16 protein-coding genes are annotated in these 19,324 nt (G+C 68.6%); 1 reads left to right on the top strand and 15 read right to left on the bottom strand.

Features of this window, described 5'->3' with window-relative positions; genetic code table 11:
- Positions 1 to 4: 4 nt before the first annotated feature.
- The 13 genes from FHP25_RS31785 to FHP25_RS31725 form a co-directional block, all read right to left on the bottom strand.
- Positions 5 to 925: a branched-chain amino acid ABC transporter permease gene (locus FHP25_RS31785; protein ID WP_147851021.1), complete on the bottom strand. Its 921-nt coding sequence runs from the start codon at positions 923 to 925 to the stop codon at positions 5 to 7.
- Positions 925 to 1,788 carry a branched-chain amino acid ABC transporter permease gene (locus tag FHP25_RS31780; protein WP_147851020.1) on the bottom strand — a complete coding sequence of 288 codons (864 nt, stop codon included), beginning with the start codon at positions 1,786 to 1,788 and terminating at the stop codon, positions 925 to 927. The genes FHP25_RS31785 and FHP25_RS31780 overlap by 1 nt, the downstream gene beginning before the upstream one ends.
- A 157-nt stretch (positions 1,789 to 1,945) precedes the next feature.
- A complete protein-coding gene (locus FHP25_RS31775; RefSeq protein ID WP_147851019.1) occupies positions 1,946 to 3,148 on the bottom strand; it encodes an ABC transporter substrate-binding protein in 1,203 nt (400 codons plus the stop codon).
- A gap of 30 nt (positions 3,149 to 3,178) precedes the next feature.
- Complete coding sequence (locus tag FHP25_RS31770) at positions 3,179 to 4,054, bottom strand: urease accessory protein UreD (RefSeq protein WP_147851018.1); 876 nt, start codon at positions 4,052 to 4,054, stop codon at positions 3,179 to 3,181.
- Entirely contained in the window at positions 4,051 to 4,677 is a 627-nt protein-coding gene (ureG, locus tag FHP25_RS31765; protein ID WP_147851017.1) for an urease accessory protein UreG, read from the bottom strand. The genes FHP25_RS31770 and ureG overlap by 4 nt, the downstream gene beginning before the upstream one ends.
- Positions 4,674 to 6,380 carry an urease subunit alpha gene (gene ureC / locus FHP25_RS31760; protein WP_147851016.1) on the bottom strand — a complete coding sequence of 569 codons (1,707 nt, stop codon included), beginning with the start codon at positions 6,378 to 6,380 and terminating at the stop codon, positions 4,674 to 4,676. The genes ureG and ureC overlap by 4 nt, the downstream gene beginning before the upstream one ends.
- 159 nt (positions 6,381 to 6,539) lie before the next feature.
- The gene (gene ureB / locus FHP25_RS31755; RefSeq protein WP_147851015.1) at positions 6,540 to 7,241 is read right to left on the bottom strand and encodes an urease subunit beta; all 702 of its coding nucleotides are present in this window, start codon (positions 7,239 to 7,241) and stop codon (positions 6,540 to 6,542) included.
- 12 nt (positions 7,242 to 7,253) lie between these two features.
- Positions 7,254 to 7,934, bottom strand: coding sequence for an urease accessory protein UreF (locus FHP25_RS31750; protein WP_178133933.1), 681 nt, complete (start codon positions 7,932 to 7,934; stop codon positions 7,254 to 7,256).
- Positions 7,927 to 8,376, bottom strand: a complete 450-nt coding sequence (locus tag FHP25_RS31745) for an urease accessory protein UreE (protein WP_147851013.1) — start codon at positions 8,374 to 8,376, stop codon at positions 7,927 to 7,929. Before FHP25_RS31745 ends, FHP25_RS31750 begins: the two co-directional genes overlap by 8 nt.
- A 319-nt stretch (positions 8,377 to 8,695) precedes the next feature.
- Complete coding sequence (locus FHP25_RS31740) at positions 8,696 to 9,406, bottom strand: ABC transporter ATP-binding protein (RefSeq protein ID WP_147851012.1); 711 nt, start codon at positions 9,404 to 9,406, stop codon at positions 8,696 to 8,698.
- Positions 9,403 to 10,176, bottom strand: coding sequence for an ABC transporter ATP-binding protein (locus tag FHP25_RS31735; protein ID WP_231712553.1), 774 nt, complete (start codon positions 10,174 to 10,176; stop codon positions 9,403 to 9,405). Before FHP25_RS31735 ends, FHP25_RS31740 begins: the two co-directional genes overlap by 4 nt.
- A 14-nt stretch (positions 10,177 to 10,190) precedes the next feature.
- Positions 10,191 to 11,060, bottom strand: coding sequence for a VOC family protein (locus tag FHP25_RS31730; RefSeq protein WP_147851010.1), 870 nt, complete (start codon positions 11,058 to 11,060; stop codon positions 10,191 to 10,193).
- 211 nt (positions 11,061 to 11,271) lie between these two features.
- Complete coding sequence (locus FHP25_RS31725) at positions 11,272 to 12,240, bottom strand: NAD-dependent epimerase/dehydratase family protein (RefSeq protein WP_147851009.1); 969 nt, start codon at positions 12,238 to 12,240, stop codon at positions 11,272 to 11,274.
- 204 nt (positions 12,241 to 12,444) lie between these two features.
- On the opposite strand from FHP25_RS31725, the gene FHP25_RS31720 reads away from it, so the two are divergent.
- Positions 12,445 to 15,945, top strand: coding sequence for an indolepyruvate ferredoxin oxidoreductase family protein (locus FHP25_RS31720; RefSeq protein ID WP_218578755.1), 3,501 nt, complete (start codon positions 12,445 to 12,447; stop codon positions 15,943 to 15,945).
- Positions 15,946 to 16,106: 161 nt separating this feature from the next.
- Here FHP25_RS31720 and FHP25_RS31715 read toward each other — a convergent pair whose 3' ends face one another.
- Both FHP25_RS31715 and FHP25_RS31710 read right to left on the bottom strand, forming a co-directional pair.
- The gene (locus FHP25_RS31715; protein WP_178133932.1) at positions 16,107 to 17,465 is read right to left on the bottom strand and encodes an eCIS core domain-containing protein; all 1,359 of its coding nucleotides are present in this window, start codon (positions 17,463 to 17,465) and stop codon (positions 16,107 to 16,109) included.
- Between the two features lie 73 nt (positions 17,466 to 17,538).
- Positions 17,539 to 19,324: ATP-binding protein (locus tag FHP25_RS31710; protein ID WP_147851007.1), on the bottom strand; the 1,786-nt coding region annotated here is incomplete at its 5' end.

Below are 19,324 nucleotides of genomic sequence, written 5' to 3'. Positions count from 1 at the left end.
TCACTCACGAAGTGGAAGCCGGACGGGGTGCCGGCGGGATATGCTCGGGCAGCAGGCCCTGCGGCCGCCAGCGCAGCACCAGGACCAGAGCCAGGCCGACCAGCATCTCGCGGATGGCGGCGTGCTGGACAGGCGACAGGTCCGGGATCGCCGCCGCCGCGAAGCGCGTCGCCTCGAGGAAGAAGATCACCAGGTAGGCGCCGAGCACGGCGCCTGCAGCGCGCCCCACCCCGCCGGCCGCCACGGCCAGGAAGATGTAGATCGTGATCAGGGGCTGGAAGACGTCGGGCGCGACATAGCTGTTGAAGTGGCCGTAGAGCGCGCCGGCCAGCGCCGCGATGGCGGCCGAGATCGCGAAGGCCTCGATCTTGAAGCGCAGGATCCGCTTGCCGGCGACCTGCGCCACCTGCTGGTCCTCGCGCACGGCGCGCAGCGCGCGCCCGTACGGCGACAGGTCGAGCCGGCGCAGCAGGAACCAGACGAGGACCACGAGGGCGACGGTGCCGGCCGCGTAAGCGGCGTTGAACCAGCCGCCCAGGGCAGCCCTGAACGGGCCGGGGATGCCGGAGATACCGTCACTGCCGCGTGTCAGCCAGATCTCGTTGTTGGCGATCAGGCGGATCGTCTCGGCAAAGCCCAGGGTGACGATCGCCAGGTAGTCGCCGCGCAGCCGGGTCGTGGACATGGTCACGACATAGCCGCCGACGGCACCGACGACGAGCGCGCCGACGAAGCCGGCCACGATCGGCGCGCCCGCGCTCACCGTCAGCAGCGCCGAGGCATAGGCGCCCAGCGCGAAGAAGCCGGCCAGGCCGAGATTGACCATGCCGGCGCCGCCCCAGATCAAATTCAGGCTCAGCGCCAGCAAGGCATAGAAGCCGCCGGTGGCGATGATGAAGACGATGTAGTTGGCCCAGCCCGACATCAGTAGGCCCGCTCGCCCAGAAGGCCGCGCGGCCGCAGGGTCAGCACCAGCAGGATGGCGACGAAGCCGACGGCGCTCTTGTAGGTCGGCGCCACCGCCAGGGTCGCCAGCTCCTCGGCCAGTCCGATCACCAGCGCACCCGCGACCGCGCCGGGAATGCTGCCCAGGCCGCCCACCACCGCCGCCGCGAACACCGACAGCACGACACGAAATCCGGTCAGGGGATCGACCGAGGTGTCCAGGCCCAGGAGCATGCCGCCGACGCCGCACAGGCCCGCCCCGACGAGCACAGCCAGCAGCTCGACACGGCGCGGCTCGATGCCCTTCAGCCGCGCCAGGTCGGGGTTGTCGGCCGTGGCCCGCATCGCCTTGCCGATGCGGGTGAAGGCAAGAAAGCCGAACAGCGCCGCCATCACCGCCAGCGCCAGCGCCAGGTTCTCGATCTGCTGCGGCGCGATGCGCAGGCCCGCGAAATGGACATCGCGCGCCAGGGGCAGGTCGTAGCCGCGCAGGTCGTTGCCGAACGAGAAGCGCAGGATGTTCTCGATAACGACATTGAGCGCGATGGCGGCGATGGCCACCGTGAGCGGGCCGGCCGGGCGCAGCGGCTCAAGCGCCACGCGCTCGATGCAGGCGCCGACAAGCCCGGCGAGCGCGAAAGCCGCGACCAGCGCTGCCACCACGGGCCAGCCGAGCCAGGCATTGGCCATCCAGCCGCCATAGGCGCCCAAGGTCGCGAACGCCGCCACGGCGAAATTGGGGTAGCGCAGGACGGCGAACATCGCCGTGAAGCCGATCGCCGGCAGCGCCAGGATGGTGCCCGACACCAGGCCGTTCAGCGCCGCCTGCAGGACGGTGTCCATGGATCAATCCTCCCCCACAGCGTGGGGGAGGTGGCCGAAGGCCGGAGGGGGACCCCACGCGGTGCAGATCCGGAAGACACCAATTACTGACACCACGTCGGCTCCCCTCCGCCCCTTCGGGGCACCTCCCCACGGCGTGGGGAGGGAAGACGTGTCGTCACGCGATCTTCAGCAGGGTCAGCTTGTTGGCCTTGACCTGCTCGTAGCGGAACTTGCAATCGATGATGTCGCCCTTCTCGTCGAAATCGCAGGGACCGCTGGCGCCGACATAGTCGACCTTCTCCCCGGCCGTGATCGCCTTGATGCCGTCGACGGCGTTATCGATGGTCTTGCCGCCACCCTGGGAGACCTTGCGGACCGTGTCGCGGATGGCGGTGCCCGACGCCTCCTTGGCGGCGGCGATCGCCATCAGCACGAGGTTCACGTGATCGTACACCTGGCAGGTGTACGGATCGGGGCTGTCGGTGCCGACCACCTTCTTCACACGCTCGTATGCCGTCGCATCCGCCGCCGGCGACGGCGCGAAGGTGTAGACGCCCTCGACGACGTCGGCCTGTCCGATCTGGTCGATGAGCTTCTGGTTGATCGAATAGGCGAAGCCGATGATCTTGCCCTTGAAGCCGGCGCGGAACAGGTCCTTCAGCAGCACGACGGTATCGGGCGTGTAGCCGGCGGCGAAGATCAGGTCGGGGTTGTAGCGCAGCGCCTGGTCGACCTCGCTGCGGTAGGTCGGCTTCTTGTCGTCGTAGATCAGGCTGCCCTGATCGCCGCCGCCCTTCTTCAGGGCCGCCTCCAGCAGCGTGATGCTGCTTTGCGTGAACGGCGTCTGCGGGATCATCTGGAACACGCGCCTGGCGCCCAGCGACAGGATGTACTCGCCCAGGCGCCGGACCTGCAGTGTCGAGTTGGGCTGGGTGCGGATCAGATAGCCCTGGTGCGGCAGCTGGGTGATGCTGTCGGCGCCCGAGACCGTGCACAGCATGGTCTTGCTTTCCCAGCACAGCGGCGCCACGGCCGTCGTCACCGACGACGCCCAGGTCCCCATGATCGCCGCGACCTTGTCGACGTCGATCAGCTTGCGCGCCGCGCGCACGCCGGCTTCGGGATTGGTCTGGTCATCCTCGCTGACGAGCTGCACGCGGCGGCCCAGCACGCCACCCGCCTTGTTGACCTCCTCGACCACCGCGGCAGCGGCCTTGGCCATCACCGGGCCATAGGGCCCACCGGCGCCGGTGAGCGGCGTCAGGGTCGCGAGCCTGATCGGCTCGCCCTGCGCGCGCACCACCGCGGGCATAGCCAATGTCATTGCACCGGCGGCCAGGGCCGTGCGACGGGTCAGACGGCTGAAACGTGCGGTCATCGTGAAGCCCCTTGGATCCCCCTGTTGGCATCAGCATAGGTCGGCATGCGGATCATACCAACCGGGTTCGAGAGAATCGGCCGACGGGCGCTGGTGCACTGCGTCCCGCACCATGCCGGCCGCCATGTCCAGGGCCGCGTCCAGCGCACCGCCGTCGGCAGCGGCCACGCGCACGACGACCCCGCCTTCGCCCCGCAGCGCGCTCGTGGAAACATAGCAGTCGCCCATACAGACAAAGCGGCGCGCGATGGCTGATTTGATCACCTGGCAGTGCGGCGCCTGGAGACGCTGGACAAGCCAGACCGCCCCAAAGGCGCGAAAGGCATCGGTCACCCCGGGACAGGCGGCATCGATCACCGCATCATCGGCACGCGCGGCATCCATGGCGATCAGGCGGCCCACCTCGTCGCGCACCGTGACACGGCTATCCAGGCGGCGCGCGGCCGGCGGCATGGATTGCGGGTCATGCATCATGAAGCCATCGCGGATCACGACCGCGGCATCACCGGCCACCGTGACATCCATCACCTGCCGCAGCGCCCCGCCGGGAAAGAGGATCAGCGGCCGCGGCAGATAGCAGAGCACCGCGCCGGCCGCGACATGCAGCGCCACGCTCTGCCACGCAGCGACGCCCTGGCGCGCCGCGTGCACGACCGTGGCTGACGGCATCTTCACGCTGACCCGGGCTCCGGGGCCCACGTCGATACGCTGGCCCAGGCTCTCGCCGCCGTAGATACCGCCCGATACGGACTGCACGATCAGCTCGGCGTCGAGCGAAGCCGACCGCAGGGGCGCCGTCACGTTGAAGGGATAGCCGACATGGCGCCGGGCCAGCACCGTGCGCCGGCCGATCCGCTCGAACGACAGGTCGAGCTGGTTCGCAGCGGAAGCTGAATCGCACGTCATGCGCCGCGGTAGAGCACGGCATCGCACAGGGCATCGGCCACGGCGGCGATGCCTTCGTCGGCGCGGCAATTGGTGCACAGCACCGGCCGGCCGTTGCGCACCGCGGCCGCCTCGGCGCGCATGCGCTGCAGGTCGACGCCGACATAGGGGTGCAGGTCGATCTTGTTGATGACCAGCAGGTCCGACTGGATCACGCCCGGGCCCCGCTTGCGCGGGATGTCGTCGCCGCCGGCGACATCGATCACGAACAGCCAATAGTCGACGAGGTCGAGCGAGAAGGTGGATGCCAGGTTGTCGCCGCCGCTTTCGATCAGGATCAGGTCGAGATCCGGGAAGATGCGGTCGAGGCTGTCGGCCGCCTCCATGTTCAGCGTCGGATCCTCGCGGATGACGGTATGCGGACAGGCGCCCGCCTCGACCGCCAGGATGCGTTCCGGCTCCAGCAGCCGCGCCCGGCGCAGGCGCTCGGCATCCTCGTGGGTCACCAGATCGTTGGTGATCACCGCCAGGTCGATGCCCCGTCCGCGCAGCAGCGGAATGAGGCGCTCCAGCAGCGCCGTCTTGCCCGAGCCCACCGGCCCGCCGATGCCGACGCGCGCGGCGCCGTGTCCGTTCGTCCTCATCGCAGCATGTACTTCCTGTTGAGCGGCACCACCGCCGCCGGCGGGCACATCAGCAGCCGCCCGTCGGCCCGCACCTCGAAGGTGGCGGCATCGACCTCGATATGCGGCAGCGCGTCGTTGCGGACCATGTCGCGCTTGCCGAGCCGGCGCACCGAGCGGATCGGCAGCATCGCCTTGCCGACGCCCAGCTTGCGCCTGACGTCGGCCTGGACCGCGAGCCGGGACACGAACGTGACTCCCAGATGCTGCGGCGACACGCCCGTGGCGCCCCACATCGGACGCTGGATCAGCGGCTCGCTGTTGATCTGGCTGGCATTGCCGTCCGCCATCACCGCCCAGGCGATGAAGCCGCGCTTCATCACCAGCCAGGGCTTGATGCCGAAGGACGCCCGCTTCCAGAACACCAGGTCGGCCATCTTGCCGGCCTCGATCGAGCCGACATGCGAGTCGATGCCGGCAGCGACGGCGGGGTTGATCGTGTACTTGGCGACATAGCGCTTGATGCGCTCGTTGTCGGCCCGCGCCGTGGTCTCCTCGGGCAGCCGGCCGACACGATCCTTCATGACGCTGGCCAGCTGCCAGCACTTGGCGACGTTCTCCGCCAGCCGCCCCATGCCCTGGGTGTCGGTGGCGAAGATCGAGATGGCGCCCATGTCGTGCAGGAAATCCTCCGCCGCCATGGTCTGCGGCCGGATGCGCGATTCGGCGAAGGCCAGGTCTTCCGCCAGCCGCCAGTTCATCACATGGGCCAGCATCGTCATCGGCAGGCCCTCGTTGAGGGCATAGGCGGTGTAGGGATTGGTGGGATTGGTCGACGACGGCAGCACATTGGCCTGACCGTTGACGCGCAGCAGGTCGGGGGCGTGGCCGCCGCCGGCGCCCTCGGTGTGGTACATGTGGATGGTGCGTCCGCCGATCGCGCGCAGCGTATCCTCGCAGAAGCCGAACTCGTTGATCGTGTCGGTGTGCAGGTTGACGCAGAAATCATTGCGGTCGGCCGCCACCAGCGATCCGTCGATGACGGCGCCGGAAGCACCGAAATCCTCGTGGATCTTGACGCCCAGCGCGCCGCCGGCGACCGCCTCCTCGACCGCGCCGGGATCGGAGCAGCCGCGCCCCAGGAACCCGAAGTTGAGGCAGGAATGGTCGGCGCCCTGGATGAGCTGGCCCAGCACGTTCGGGCCCGAGCAGCTCACGTCGAAATGCGGCCCGGGCGACATGCCGATCATCGTGGTGGTGCCGCCGGCCAGCGCGTGGTCGCTCTGCTGCGGCGACAGGAAATGGGCGTGCGCCTCGACCGCGCCCGCGGTGATGATGAAGGGCTCGCCATGGAAGACGGTGGTGTTCGGACCGGTGCGCAGGGCCGGATCGACGCCGTCCATGATATCGGGGTTGCCGGCCTTGCCGATGCCCACGATCAGGCCGTCGCGGATGCCGATATCGGCCTTCACGATGCCCTGGACCGCGTCGATGATGGTGGCGTTGTGGATGACCGAGTCGAGCGCGCCCGAGGCATAGGTGCCGTCGACCTGGAAGCCCTCGCCGTCGCGCATCGCCTTGCCGGCGCCAGTGGTGAGCTCGTCGCCATAGACGGTGAAATCGCGCTCGATCTCGGCCAGCAGGCTGGTGTCACCCAGGCGCACGAGATCGCCCATGGTCGGCCCGTAGGTCGCGGCATAGTCGCGGCGGGATATCGTCGCCATGGTTCAACCCCCAAGCCGAAATCTGCATGACGAGAAGCCTTCATGGTGAGCCTGTCGAACCATGAAGGCGCCGCACAGGCGGCGGTGCGCCGCTTCATGGTTCGACAGGCTCACCATGAAGCCTATTTCCCGCCGAGCTTGCATACCGAGATCATCCCTTCATGCCCCCCGATAGCCTTCGCGCCTTGCGGCGGCCAGCGCCGCCTGGCGCACGGCATCGTCGTCGAGGCTGCCCAGCGTCAGGCCGGCCTGGCCGCGCACCACGCGCTGGCCGCCCATGGGGACCAGGCCCACCCGCTTGCGCAGCCCCGGCTCGAAGCGCACGCCGCTGCCCGAGCCGACATCCAGCCGCATGCCGAAGGCCTTGGCCCGGTCGAAATCCAGCGCCCGGTTGACCTCGAAGAAATGCGTGTGGCTGCGCACCTGGATGTCGCGGTCGCCGGTGTTCACCACATCCAGCTCGATGCGCGCACGGCCGGCGTTGAGCGTGATCTCGCCGTCGGCCGCGATGATCTCGCCGGCCTCGGCCTCCTCGGTATCCCCGGCCGCGTCCCGGCCCGGCCCGATCGGCTTGAAGACGATCACCATCTTGGTGCCCTCGGCGAAGCCGGCCTCCACCGAGACCATCTCCACCAGGGCGGCGACGCCCGGCTCGACGTCGTCGCTGCTCAGCAGCCGCCCCGCCATGTCGACGATCGCCTCGTAGGTCATGCCCTTGCGGGCGGCCAGCAGCATCTCGTCGGCGATCAGGGCGACGGCCTCGGGATGGGACAGCCGCACGCCGGCCGCGCGCAGGCGCCGCGCATGCTCCGCCGCCGTGAAGATCGTCAGGCGATCGAGCTCGGTGGGAGAAAGGTTCATGCGCGCCGCCTTTCAGTTCGAGAACAACCGCTGCGCCTGGTCCGCATGGCGCAGCATCGCGATGTCGCTCACCGGGACGAAGGTCGAGATCGCATCGAGTCCGGGGCTGTCCTGCGCCGCGAGCCGGGCCATGCCTGGCCGCAGATCCGCCAGGGTGCGCTGCGCGTCGAGGTGTCCGATCAATCCCAGCCGGATTGCGGCCGTGCACAATGCCTGTGCCATGGTGTAGGCGCTGACCGCCAGCGCCGCCGCCCGATCGAGGCCGACGCCCGCGAGCACCACGCCCTGCACGATCGGCAGGTGGCCATGCGCCTGTCCCGCCGCCACGCCGCCCCTGAACGCGGCGGCGCCGGGCGTGCCGAGGCGGACATGGGTGCCCAGAAGCGCACGGCCGGCGCGGCGCGACCCGACACGGGCACTGTCCACCGTCATCAGGGCATCGGCCAGGTCGTCGAGCGCATGCAGGCGCGGCAGATCCGACGCCGCCGCGTGGGCGTGGGCGGCAAGGATCCGGTCGAAGCCTGCCCAGCGATGCTGCAGCTGGCCGCCGACAAAGGCGGGGAAGCCGGCGCGCGCCAGCCGGCCGTCGGCCACCAGCGATTCCAGCCCCCATGAGAACGCGAAGCCGCCGCCCGGGAACTGGCCGTCGCCGAACTGGAGTGCCGTCAGCAGGGCTTCCGGGGCGCTACTCAACGATCCTGACCTTGCCGCGCTGCTGGAAATCCTTGAGCCGCGCCAGATAGGCCTCGATCGGGCCATCCACCGCGACCAGCAGGCAATCGCCGTCGAACCGCACCCGCCAGTGCAGGTTGCCGGCGAGATAGCCCAGCTCCAGGGCGGCGTTGGCGCCCGGCGCCAGGCGCAGCCAGCGCTGCTCGCCGACCCGCACGACGATCGCGCGCTGCCCATCGAGCCAGACGACCGCGCCGTCGAACAGCCGGGCGCTGCGCGGCAGCGCCACGAAGCAGGCCGTGCCGGCGTCGGTAAGGCTGTGGAAGCGCCGCCGCGGCAGGTCGGCGGGATCGACGACCAGCGTCTCCATGACACCGTGATGGCCGATCTCGTGCAGGCGCCCGGCGAGAGCGGGATCGCCGCGGTCGCCGATGATGCTCTCGATGACGAGGGGATCGCTCATGTCGGGTCGGACAAAGTGTAGCTGCGCCCGCCGAGGCTACGCAATACGCGCAGGGCTGTCCGGGGAATCTCCCCTTCTCCCTGCCTTCGCGGCAGGGCATTCGCATATGGGCCGGAGTGTCGATTTTCGACTACCTTCCCTCGCTTGCGGGGGAAGGTGGCGCGAAGCGCCGGATGGGGGACGCTCCAACGCAAATGGTGCATCCCATCGAGCATCCGTGCTGTTGCGACACCCCCCATCCGCCCTTCGGGCACCTTCCCCCGCAAGCGGGGGAAGGTAGATCTTACCCGAACAGCCCCGCAATACGCGGGCCAACGCCCTACCCGCCCAGGAACAGGTCGCGCACCGACGGGTCGGCCATCAGCGCCGAGGCCGCGCCCTGCCGCACCACCTGCCCCAGGACCAGCACGCAGGCACGGGTGGAGATGGTCAGCGCCTCCATCGCGTTCTGCTCGACCATCAGGATCGTCACGCCGTCGCGGTTGAGATCGACGATGGTGGCGAACAGCTCCTCGGCCGCCTTGGGCGACAGGCCGGCGGAGGGCTCGTCGAGCAGCAGCAGGCGAGGCGCGGTCATCAGCGCCATCGCCATGGCCAGCATCTGCCGCTGCCCGCCGCTCAGCGTCCGCGCCTGCGCCCGGCGCTTCTGCGCCAGGACCGGGAAGCGCGCGAACAGCCCCTCGGCCCGCTCGCGCACCCGGGCAGGCTCCAGATAGGCGCCCATCTCCAGGTTCTCGCGCACCGTCATGCTGCCGAAGACATTATGCTCCTGCGGCACGAAGGAGAGGCCGAGCCGGCCGATGGCGGTGGCCGGCAGGCCGGCGATCTCGGCATCCTGCAGCACCACGCGCCCGCCGCTGGGCTTCAGCAGGCCCGCGACCAGCTTCAGCAGGGTCGACTTGCCGGCGCCGTTGGGCCCGATCAGCGACATGATCTCGCCTGAAGCGACCGACAGCGACGCGCCACGCACGATCTCGTCGGCCGCCACGTAGCCGCCGCGCAGGCCCTCGACGGTCAGGAGCGCGGTCATGCGCGCACGCCCATATAGGCTTCGCGCACCCGCGCATCGGCCCGCACCGACTCGAACGTGCCCTCGGCCAGCACCCGCCCCTCGGCCATCACGATCACCGGGTCGCACAGCGCGCCGATGAAGCGCATGTCATGCTCGATCAGCAGCACGGCGATGCCGCGCCCCGGCAGGGCCCGCAGATGGGCCGCGATCTCGCCCTTCAGCACCGGATTGACGCCGGCCGTCGGCTCGTCGAGCAGCACGAGCCGCGGCTCGGCCATCAGCGCCCGGCCGATCTCCAGCAGCTTCTTCTGCCCGCCCGACAGGGCCGATGCCGGATTGTCGATGACCCGCTGGAGGTTCAGCAGCCGCGCCGTATCCCAGGCGCGCTCGGCCAGCTCCGCCTCGCGGCGGCGGGAAGCGGCCGATCCCAGCAGCGCCGGCAGCAGCGATTCACCCGGCTGATCGCGGCCATAGAGCATCAGGTGCTGGAAGACCGACAGCCGGGGAAAGCCGCGGGCGACCTGGAAAGTGCGCACCAGCCCGGCGGCGCTGACGATCTCGGGCGCGGCGCCGGCGAGCTCCCGTCCGGCGAACCGGATGCTGCCGCCGTCGGGCGGCACCAGGCCGGAGACGACGTTGAACAGCGTGGTCTTGCCGGCGCCGTTGGGACCGATCAGGCCGGTGATGGCGCCCGCCCGCACCGTGATATCGACGCCCCGAAGCACCTCCAGCCCGTAGAAGGCCCGGCGTAATCCCGTGATCGACAGCAGCGCGGCGGCATCGGTCACGGGCATCGGCCTCCTCAGGCAGCACGCAGCTCGATCGCGACACCGAATGCCTGCGCCGGCGGCAGCACGATGCTGCCTGCCGCCGGCCGGCAGGGTATTGCCCCATCATCAAGCACGCGGCGTGCCGCGGCGAGGTCGTCCACGATCACGGCGTAGGCTACGAACCGCGGTGCCGCGGCATCGACGGCACTCAGCTCCGGGTAGCGCGCCGCCAGCGCCGCCGGCGTCAGCACCGTGACGCGGTCGCCGGCCGCACCCACCGCGAAGCCGCCGTCGATCGCGGTCGCTGGCGCGTCCAGCACGCGCCCGACATGGGCGGCGGCGAGCTGCGGATCGGGCGCGACCATCACGACCTCGGCCAGCCGACGGGCGGTGTTGGCGTGACGCTGGTAGTCCGGTTTCCAGAAGAGCTCGGGCGGATGGCGCTGCTGGCAGCAAAAGAACGTGGCCTCCGGCATGTCGGGCCGTGTGACGAAGGCCAGCGAAAAGCCGACCCGCACGGTCTGCCCGTCCGGCAGCCGGGCGTCGCGCCCGAAATCCAGGCGCTCGTACGTGTCCAGGGCCTTGGCGCGGAACTCCGCGATGTCGGCATCGGCGTCGCGGCTGGCCAGCACCGTCATCATCAGGCCTTGCCGCCGGCCGGCGATATAGTCGCGCGCCCGGCCGCCGAAGTTGAAACGCCCGGGTGCGTCCGGTGGTATCTGCGCCGGGTCATCGATCGACAGCAGCTCGATGAAGTTGTCCTGCAGCTGGGCCAGGTGATTGCGGGTGCCGAAGGGATGAACCGCGCGCGGCGTCAGGGTGAAGCCCAGCCGGCCATAGGCCTGGCGCATCGCCTCCAGGTCCGGGGCGCACAGAACGATATGGTCGAGCCTGCGGGCCATGACACCATCTCCATCCCTGCGCCATCACGGTGATCGCATGTGGACACACCGGTGCAGTGTCCTCTCCCCGCTCGCGGTAGAGCATTCGCATATGCCCCTACTGTCATCCCGAGCGTAGCGAGGGATCTCCCGCGAATTGCGCACCGTGCGCCGTGCCGCAGGAGATCCCTCGCTGGCGCTCGGGATGACAGCGAGGACCTGCGCCATGATCCTACAGGCCATGGTACTGCCGAAACCAGCGCACAAACCGCGGCACGCCCTCGTCGATGGTCGTGAGCGGCGTCCAGCCGAGCTCGCGGGTCGTGAGGTCGATATCCGCATAGGTCTCCGTCATGTCGCCGGGCTGCGCCGGCATCAGCGCAATGCGCGCCTTGCGGCCGATCGCGCCCTCCAGCAGCGCCACGAAGCGCATGAGCTCCTCGCTGCGGTGGCCGCCGAGGTTGTACACGCGATGGCCAGGCTGCGCCGCGGGCCGGTCGTGGCAAGCCAGCACGCCGCGCACGATATCGTCGATGTAGCTGAAGTCGCGCCTGGCGAAGCCGAGGTTGTAGATCGGCAGCGTCTCGCCGGCGAAGATCGAGCGGCAGAAGATGTAGGGCGCCATGTCGGGCCGCCCCCACGGCCCATAGACCGTGAAGAACCGCAGGCCGGACAGCCGCAGCCCGAAGAGATGGGCATAGGTTTCCGCCATCAGCTCGTCGGCGCGCTTGGTGGCGGCATAGAGCGAGCGCGGCTGCTCGACCGGATCGCCTACGGCGAACGGCACCTTGGTGTTGCCACCGTAGACGGACGAGGACGAGGCATAGACCAGGTGCTTCAGTCCCGGCATGTGGCGGGCCATCTCCAGCATCACCAGATGGCCCATCACGTTGGCTTCGACATAGGCATAGGGGTCGACCAGCGAGTAGCGCACCCCCGCCTGGGCGGCGAGATGGATCACGCCCGTGATGCCGGGATGCCGCTCGGCTACCGTCCGCATGCGATCGCGGTCGGCGACATTGGCTTCCATGAAAATGAACCCGCCGTCGAGATGCAGCCTGTCCAGGCGCGCCCGCTTCAAGGCCGGGTCGTAGTAGGCATTGAGGTTGTCGAGGCCGAGCACGGCATCGCCGCGCGCCAGCAGCGCCCGGCAGACGTGATAGCCAATGAAGCCGGCGGCGCCGGTCACGAGGATGGTCATGGCGGCGCGCACTCTGCCCGCTTCGCGTTTGCGAAGGCCACTAATTTCTTTGCGTGTTTTGCCAGGTTGCGGCAATGCTGCGCCAAGCATTCGGGGGTTGGCGACATGTCGCGTCGTTGTTGCATGCCGCAATGCACCTCGGATTGCATCATCGGTGCGAAAGCGTTAGCAGTGCTGACCTAAACCTCGCGTGGGAGCTCGGCCGTGGCCGTCACTCGTCCCATCGCTGCCGTTAGCCTCGACGACAAATACGCCCTCGAGTCCGGCCGCGTCTTCCTGACCGGCGTGCAGGCCCTGGTGCGCCTGCCGATGATGCAACGGCAGCGCGACGTCGCCGCCGGGCTCAACACGGGCGGCTACATCTCCGGCTACCGCGGCTCGCCGCTCGGCGGCTTCGACCAGGCGCTGTGGCAGGCGAAGTCCTTCCTCGCAAAGAACCATGTCGTCTTCCAGCCGGGCGTGAACGAGGATCTGGCGGCGACAGCCCTGTGGGGGACACAGCAGCTGCACCTGCTGCCCGGCGCGCGCTACGATGGCGTGTTCGGCATGTGGTACGGCAAGGGGCCTGGCGTCGACCGCAGCGGCGATGTCTTCAAGCATGCCAACGTCAACGGCACCGCCAGGCACGGCGGCATCCTGGCGCTGGCCGGCGACGACCACATGGCCAAATCGTCGACCGTCGCGCACCAGAGCGAGCTGGCGTTCATCGACGCGATGATGCCGGTGGTGAACCCGGCCACCGCCCAGGACGTCCTCGACCTGGGGCTGCATGCGTTTGCGATGTCGCGGTTCAGCGGCTGCTGGATCGGCTTCAAGATCGTGGCCGAGCTCGCCGACTCCTCGACCATCGTCGCTGTCGACCCGGAGCGGCTCTCCATTGTCCTGCCGGGCGATATCGACCTGCCACCCGACGGCGTGAACCTGCGCGGGCTCGATATCAATTTCCAGGAGCAGGAGCGGCGCCTGCACCATTTCAAGGTGCCGGCGGCGCAGGCCTACTGGCGCGCCAACGGGCTCGACCGGGTCATGCTGGGCGGCCGCGGCGCGCGGCTGGGCATCGTCACCGCCGGCAAGGCCTATCTCGACGTGCGCCAGGCGCTTGACGAGCTGGGCATCGATGACGCCGAGGCGCAGCGCCTGGGGCTGGCGCTGTACAAGGTCGGCCTCACCTGGCCGATCGAGCCGCAGGGCCTGCGCCGGTTCGCCGACGGGCTGCAGGAGATCCTGGTCATCGAGGAGAAGCGGCCGGTGATGGAGCCGCAGATCAAGGATCTGCTGTTCAACCTGCCGGCCGACCGGCGCCCGCAGGTCGTGGGCAAGACCGACGAGAAAGGCGCGCCGCTGCTGCCCGTCACCGCCGAGCTGCAGCCGGCCCGGCTGGCCCAGATCATCGCTGACCGGCTGGGCGCGGCGCATCTGCCGCTGCCAGTGACCCGCAAGCTGGAGCTGCTGGCGCGCCGCCAGGGCGCGGCCCAGAGCCGCAACGCGCCCAGCCTCGCGCGGCCGGCCTATTTCTGCTCCGGCTGCCCGCACAACACGTCGACGCGGGTGCCCGAGGGTTCGCAATCCATGGCGGGCATCGGCTGCCACTTCATGGCGCTGTGGATGGACCGCGACGCCCTCACCTACACGCAGATGGGCGGCGAAGGCGCGTCCTGGGTGGGCTTGTCGCATTTCACCGACACGCCGCATGTGTTCCAGAACCTGGGCGACGGCACCTATTTCCATTCCGGCTACCTGGCGCTGCGCCAGGCCGTCGCGGCCAACACCAACATCACCTACAAGATCCTCTACAATGATGCCGTCGCCATGACCGGCGGCCAGCGGCATGACGGCGACGTCACACCGTGGAAGATCAGCCGCCAGGTGCATGCCGAGGGCGTGCAGCGCATCGCGCTGGTCACCGACGATCCCGACAAGTACCCGCCCGGCCTCGGCTGGGCGCCCAACGTCACGTTCCATCACCGCCGCGAGCTCGACGAGGTCCAGCGCGAGCTGCGCGAGCACAAGGGCGTGTCGGTCCTGATCTACGACCAGACCTGCGCCGCCGAGAAGCGCCGGCGCCGCAAGCGCGGGCAGTTCCCCGACCCGGCCCGGCGCGTCGTCATCAACCAGGCCGTCTGCGAGGGCTGCGGCGACTGCTCGGCGAAGTCGAACTGCCTGTCGGTGGTGCCGATCGAGACCGAGTTCGGCCGCAAGCGCGCCATCGATCAGTCGTCCTGCAACAAGGACTATTCGTGCCTCGAGGGCTTCTGTCCCAGCTTCGTGACGGTCGAGGGCGGCCAGCTGCGCAAGGGCGCGAGCGGCCGCGGGGCGGCCGCCGCGGATTGGCCGGCACTGCCCGAGCCCGTTCTGCCTTCAGTCGAAACGGCGCCCTACGGCATCCTCATCACCGGCATCGGCGGCACCGGTGTCGTCACCATCGGCGCGCTGCTGGGCACGGCGGCCCACCTCGAAGGCTACGGCGCCTCGATCCTCGACATGATGGGCATGGCGCAGAAGGGCGGCGCGGTGATGAGCCACGTGCGCATCGCGCGCAGCCCGGAAGCGATCCAGGCGGTGCGGCTGGGCGCCGGCGGCGCCAACCTGATGCTGGCCTGCGACATCGCCGTCGCCGGCTATCCCGACGCGCTGGGCAAGGTCGAGCCGGGCACGACGCGCGTGGTGGTCAATTCTCATGCCACCATCACCGGCGACTTCACGCGCCACCCGGACATGAAGTTCCCCGGCCAGGTGCTGCGGCTGTCGATCGAGGCGGCGGCCGGCGCCGAGGCCTGCGACTTTCTTGACGCCCAGGAGCTGGCCACCGCGCTGCTGGGCGACTCGATCGCCACCAATCTTTTCATGATGGGCTTCGCGTACCAGAAGGGCTACCTGCCGGTGTCGGCAGCGGCGCTGGAACGCGCCATCGAGCTCAACGGCGCCGCCGTGGAGATGAACAAGCAGGCCTTCCTCTGGGGCCGCCGCGCCGCGCACGACCTGGCCGCCGTCGAACGGCATGCCCGGCCGGCGGCAGCGGCTGCGACAACGACGCCGCTATCGCGCACGCTGGAGGAGATCGTGGCGGTGCGGGTGAAGCATCTCGCCGCCTACCAGAACGCCGCCTATGCGGCGCGCTATCAGGCGCTGGTCGACAAGGTGAAGGCAGCCGAGGCAGCACGCGCCTCGGGCGCTTCCGGTCTCGCCGAAGCCGTGGCGCGCGGCCATGCCAAGCTGCTGGCCTACAAGGACGAGTACGAGGTCGCGCGCCTCTACACCGATGGCGCCTTCCTGCGACAGGTGCGCAGCCAGTTCGAGGGCGACTACAAGCTGAAGTTCCATCTTGCGCCGCCGCTGATCGCCGATCGCGACCCGCGTACCGGCCATCTGCAGAAGCGTGCCTTCGGGCCGATCATGATGACGGCGTTCTCGGTGCTGAAGCGCTTCAAGGGCCTGCGCGGCACGCGGCTGGACCCCTTCGGCCGCACCGAGGAGCGACGCACGGAGCGAAAGCTCATCAGCGACTACGAGGCGCTGATCGAGGAAATCCTCGGCAAGCTTGCGCCGTCGAATCACGGCGTCGCGGTGCAGCTCGCCAGCCTGCCCGAGGAGATCCGCGGCTTCGGACACGTCAAGGAGGCCAACCTCAAGAAGGTGCGCACCAAGTGGCAGGCCCTGCTGACGACGTTCCGCAACCCCGAGCCGCTGAAGCAGGCGGCGGAGTAGAGTCGCGATTGTCATCCCAAGCGCCCCTTCGACAGGCTCAGGAGAGGGATCTCCCGTGAATGGCGCACCGTGCGTCGCTCGCAGGAGATCCCTCTCCTGAGCCTGTCGAAGGGGCGCTTGGGATGACGGGTGGGTCAGCAACCAGCGATCCAGGTGCCAGTCTATCGCCGCCGCCCCGCGGATGCACTAGGAGGCACGGGAGCCGGCATGTTGCCCGACGCCGAGAGATCGGGCACGCCCGGCGGGGTGGCATCATCTCGCCTCTTCGTGGGCTCCCAGACATAGTCCCACTGCACGATGCTGCCGGTGAGAGGGCATAGGCAAGGGCAGTTGCTGGATTTGTTGCCGGGCTTCGGCGACACCGCGCCCGGCCCGCCGTCATATGTCGCCTTGAACCAGGAATGGGGGATGGAGATGTCCTCTTCCTTCGTCGAGGCGTCACGGGCGACGATCCGTTGCTTGTAGGCATAGAGCAATGCCGTCGCCTTGTAGTAGATGCCCCAGTAGAGTGGCGGCGCAAAGTCATTGCACAGCTTGCACATGATCCCGTAGGTGCCGTAGTTGACCGTGCCGCTCAGCCAGCACTGGTCTTTGACCTGCACCCCCATCGAGCAGTACTTGGGATTCTCGTATATCTTCGCGTCCGTCTTGTCGGGCGTGGTGGGAACGCCGCAGCCGGCCGCGACCACTCGCCGATCGGTCAGCCACTCGATCGCTGAAAGATGGAACAGCGGCAGCGTGTCGAACGCGTCCGTGTTCCACTGCTGCGCCCGTATGGAGGGATTGTCGGGATCCTTCGGAACGATGGGCGCCAGCAGATAGTCGCACATCTTCTTCTTTTGATCCTTGTCCCATCGCGTATGGAAATCGAACTGGATCCGTTGCCATGTATTCTTGATCTGCTCCGTGACATCGGGGCCACAGGAGTCACGCTGAATGACCTGCGCGCTGAGCACGGCAGGAGCGGCGTGCCCGATCGTCCGCGATGCCAGGACGAGGTCAGCGGCGCGATCCGCTTCCCGCTCGAGCGCGTCATCCGGTGCTCCGACGGTCAGGTCCTCGACCGCGACATCCGCCACCCGCTCCTGCTGAACGACATGCGCGAGCTCATGCGCCAGGAGCCTGCGGCCTTCCGGCGTCGTCGGCGCATAGCGGCCCGGCGCGAAGACGATATGCCGCCCGACCGTATAGGCTGACGCATTCAGCCGTGCTGCGGTGTTTGCCGCTTGCGGATCGTCGTGGACGCGAACGCGTCCGAAGTCCCGTTGGAACAGCGGCTCGAGATCGGCGCGCGCTTCCACGTCGAGGGACTTGCCGGAAGAGCGCAAGACGGCCAGCACCTGCTCGCGACGATAGCCTTCCAGCGCGACATGGCCGACGCCCTTTCGCGACAGACGCGCCCGGCGCTCGCGGCAAGACGGACAGGTGCCATGCGGACGATGAGGCTTGCATGAGCAGCCCTGCGCACGGGTAGGCGGCATTCGTGTGGCCGCCGGCTTTCCGGGGGCACGCGTCGTCATCCGAGATCCCATGGCTATCTCCACCGATCCGGACTCGTTAACGCTATGAGCAAGAAGCCGAATTGGCATCGTCTCATCGGCAACGGATCGCTGTCAACGCCTCTTCCGGATTACGACCGAGCTTACGCAGCTCGTCGGCCGCGGCCGCCAGGATGACGGGCATGTCGATGGCTGTGCCCGCGTCGGCCGCGAGGAAGGCCGCATTCATGGCGATGTTCCGGATGCTGCCGCCGGTCAGGCCAAGCACCGCCAGCCGGTCCAGATCCAGCGTGCCGATCGGCGCCGCCTGGGGAAACGTCTGCATCCAGAGGGCACGCGCCTCGGCAAGCGTGGGAAACGGAAAGTCGACCACGAACCGCAGCCGCCGCAAGAAGGCCGGATCGAGCGCGTTCTTGCGGTTGGTCGCCAGGATGGAGAGCCCGCGATAGGATTCCATCCGCTGCAGCAGATAGCTGATCTCGATATTGGCATAGCGATCGTGGCTGTCCTTCACCTCGGACCGCCGGCCGAAGAGGGCGTCGGCTTCATCGAAGAACAGGACGATGCCGCCCTGCTCGGCTGCGTCGAAGACCTCACGAATATTCTTTTCGGTCTCGCCGATATACTTGCTGACAACCTGAGACAGATCGATCCGGTACAGATCGAAGGCAAGCTCGCTGGCAAGCACCTCGGCTGCCAGGGTCTTGCCCGTGCCGCTCTCGCCGTGAAAGAGGGCGCTGATCCCCAGACCCCGCTGCGACATGCGGCCGAAGCCCCACGTGTCATAGACCGTCGCCCGGTTCCTCACCTGCGCCGCGATGCGGCGCAGCAGCCCCTTCTCGGCAGCCGGCAGCACGAGGTCGTCCCAAGCCACCGATGGCGTCAGGCGTTCCGCCAACCGACCGAGCTGAGCACGGCCCCGCGCCAGGCAAGCCGACCACAGGCGCGATGGCTCCACGGTCCCGCTCGCCGTGCCGGCCTGCGCCGCGATTTCGACGATCGCCCCAGGCTCAAGGTCAAACGTTGCGGTCAGGCGTTCCGCATCGACCTGCGCGCGACCGCCGAGCACCGCCTCCCAAAGGGCGCGCTGCTCGTGCCTCGGGGCGTGCGCGATCTCGATGACAGCCCGGTCATGGGCGCTCGACCCATCGGCCTCGCCGCCGTCGAGCACCAGCGGCATCCGTGTCCTTTCCAGCAGCACGCTGACTCCCTTCCGGGCCTCTTCCGGCAGCATGTCGAGCCGGTGGCTTCGGCAGGTGATCAGGAGCGCCAGCGGGTGCAGGATGCTTTCTCGATCCCACAACCGGCGGAAGCTGTCGGCCTCGATCGCCTGAGGCGGCAGATCCTCCGCGCAAAGCTGCAGCAAGCCCAGGCCTGCCCTGCGCGCCGCCCATGCCGCCAGGGACGCCCTGGTGCGGCGGTCGCCGCCGCGAAGCTCCACGATCCGAGGCGAGGGCGATGTCAGCAGTGCCAGCAGCCGCTCGGCTGCCGGGAGATGCGCGGCGATGGGGGCTTCGAAGAAAGGCGGAGCGACCGGGGCGACGTATGACGCGAGCGTCTCATCGAGGCATTCGAGTCCTTTGAGGAAGTGCAGGATACGTTCGGCAATCCTGATCCGGCTCGTCAGGGTACCCGTGAATTCAACCGAATCAATCTCGATCAGGCGCCAGTGGCGCAGCGGCCCTTGCGGTGAGAACGCCTCCCACGATGGATCGTCGAAGATGGACGCGGCAAGCGCAAAGGTCGGGTACGCCAGGGCAATCGCATTAGAGAAAGAGCTTGCGTTTGAGGGATAGGGGTTAAGGCTGGGTTGGGTTGAGTAGTAGCGTAGGAGTTTGGCGCCATGGAGGAGTCGAGGTCGATTTTCGCCGAACTGGAGG

Origin of the sequence: Vineibacter terrae (assembly GCF_008039615.1) — a bacterium.
GTDB lineage: Bacteria > Pseudomonadota > Alphaproteobacteria > Reyranellales > Reyranellaceae > Vineibacter > Vineibacter terrae.
This window is presented reverse-complemented; position numbering and strand designations above follow the sequence as displayed.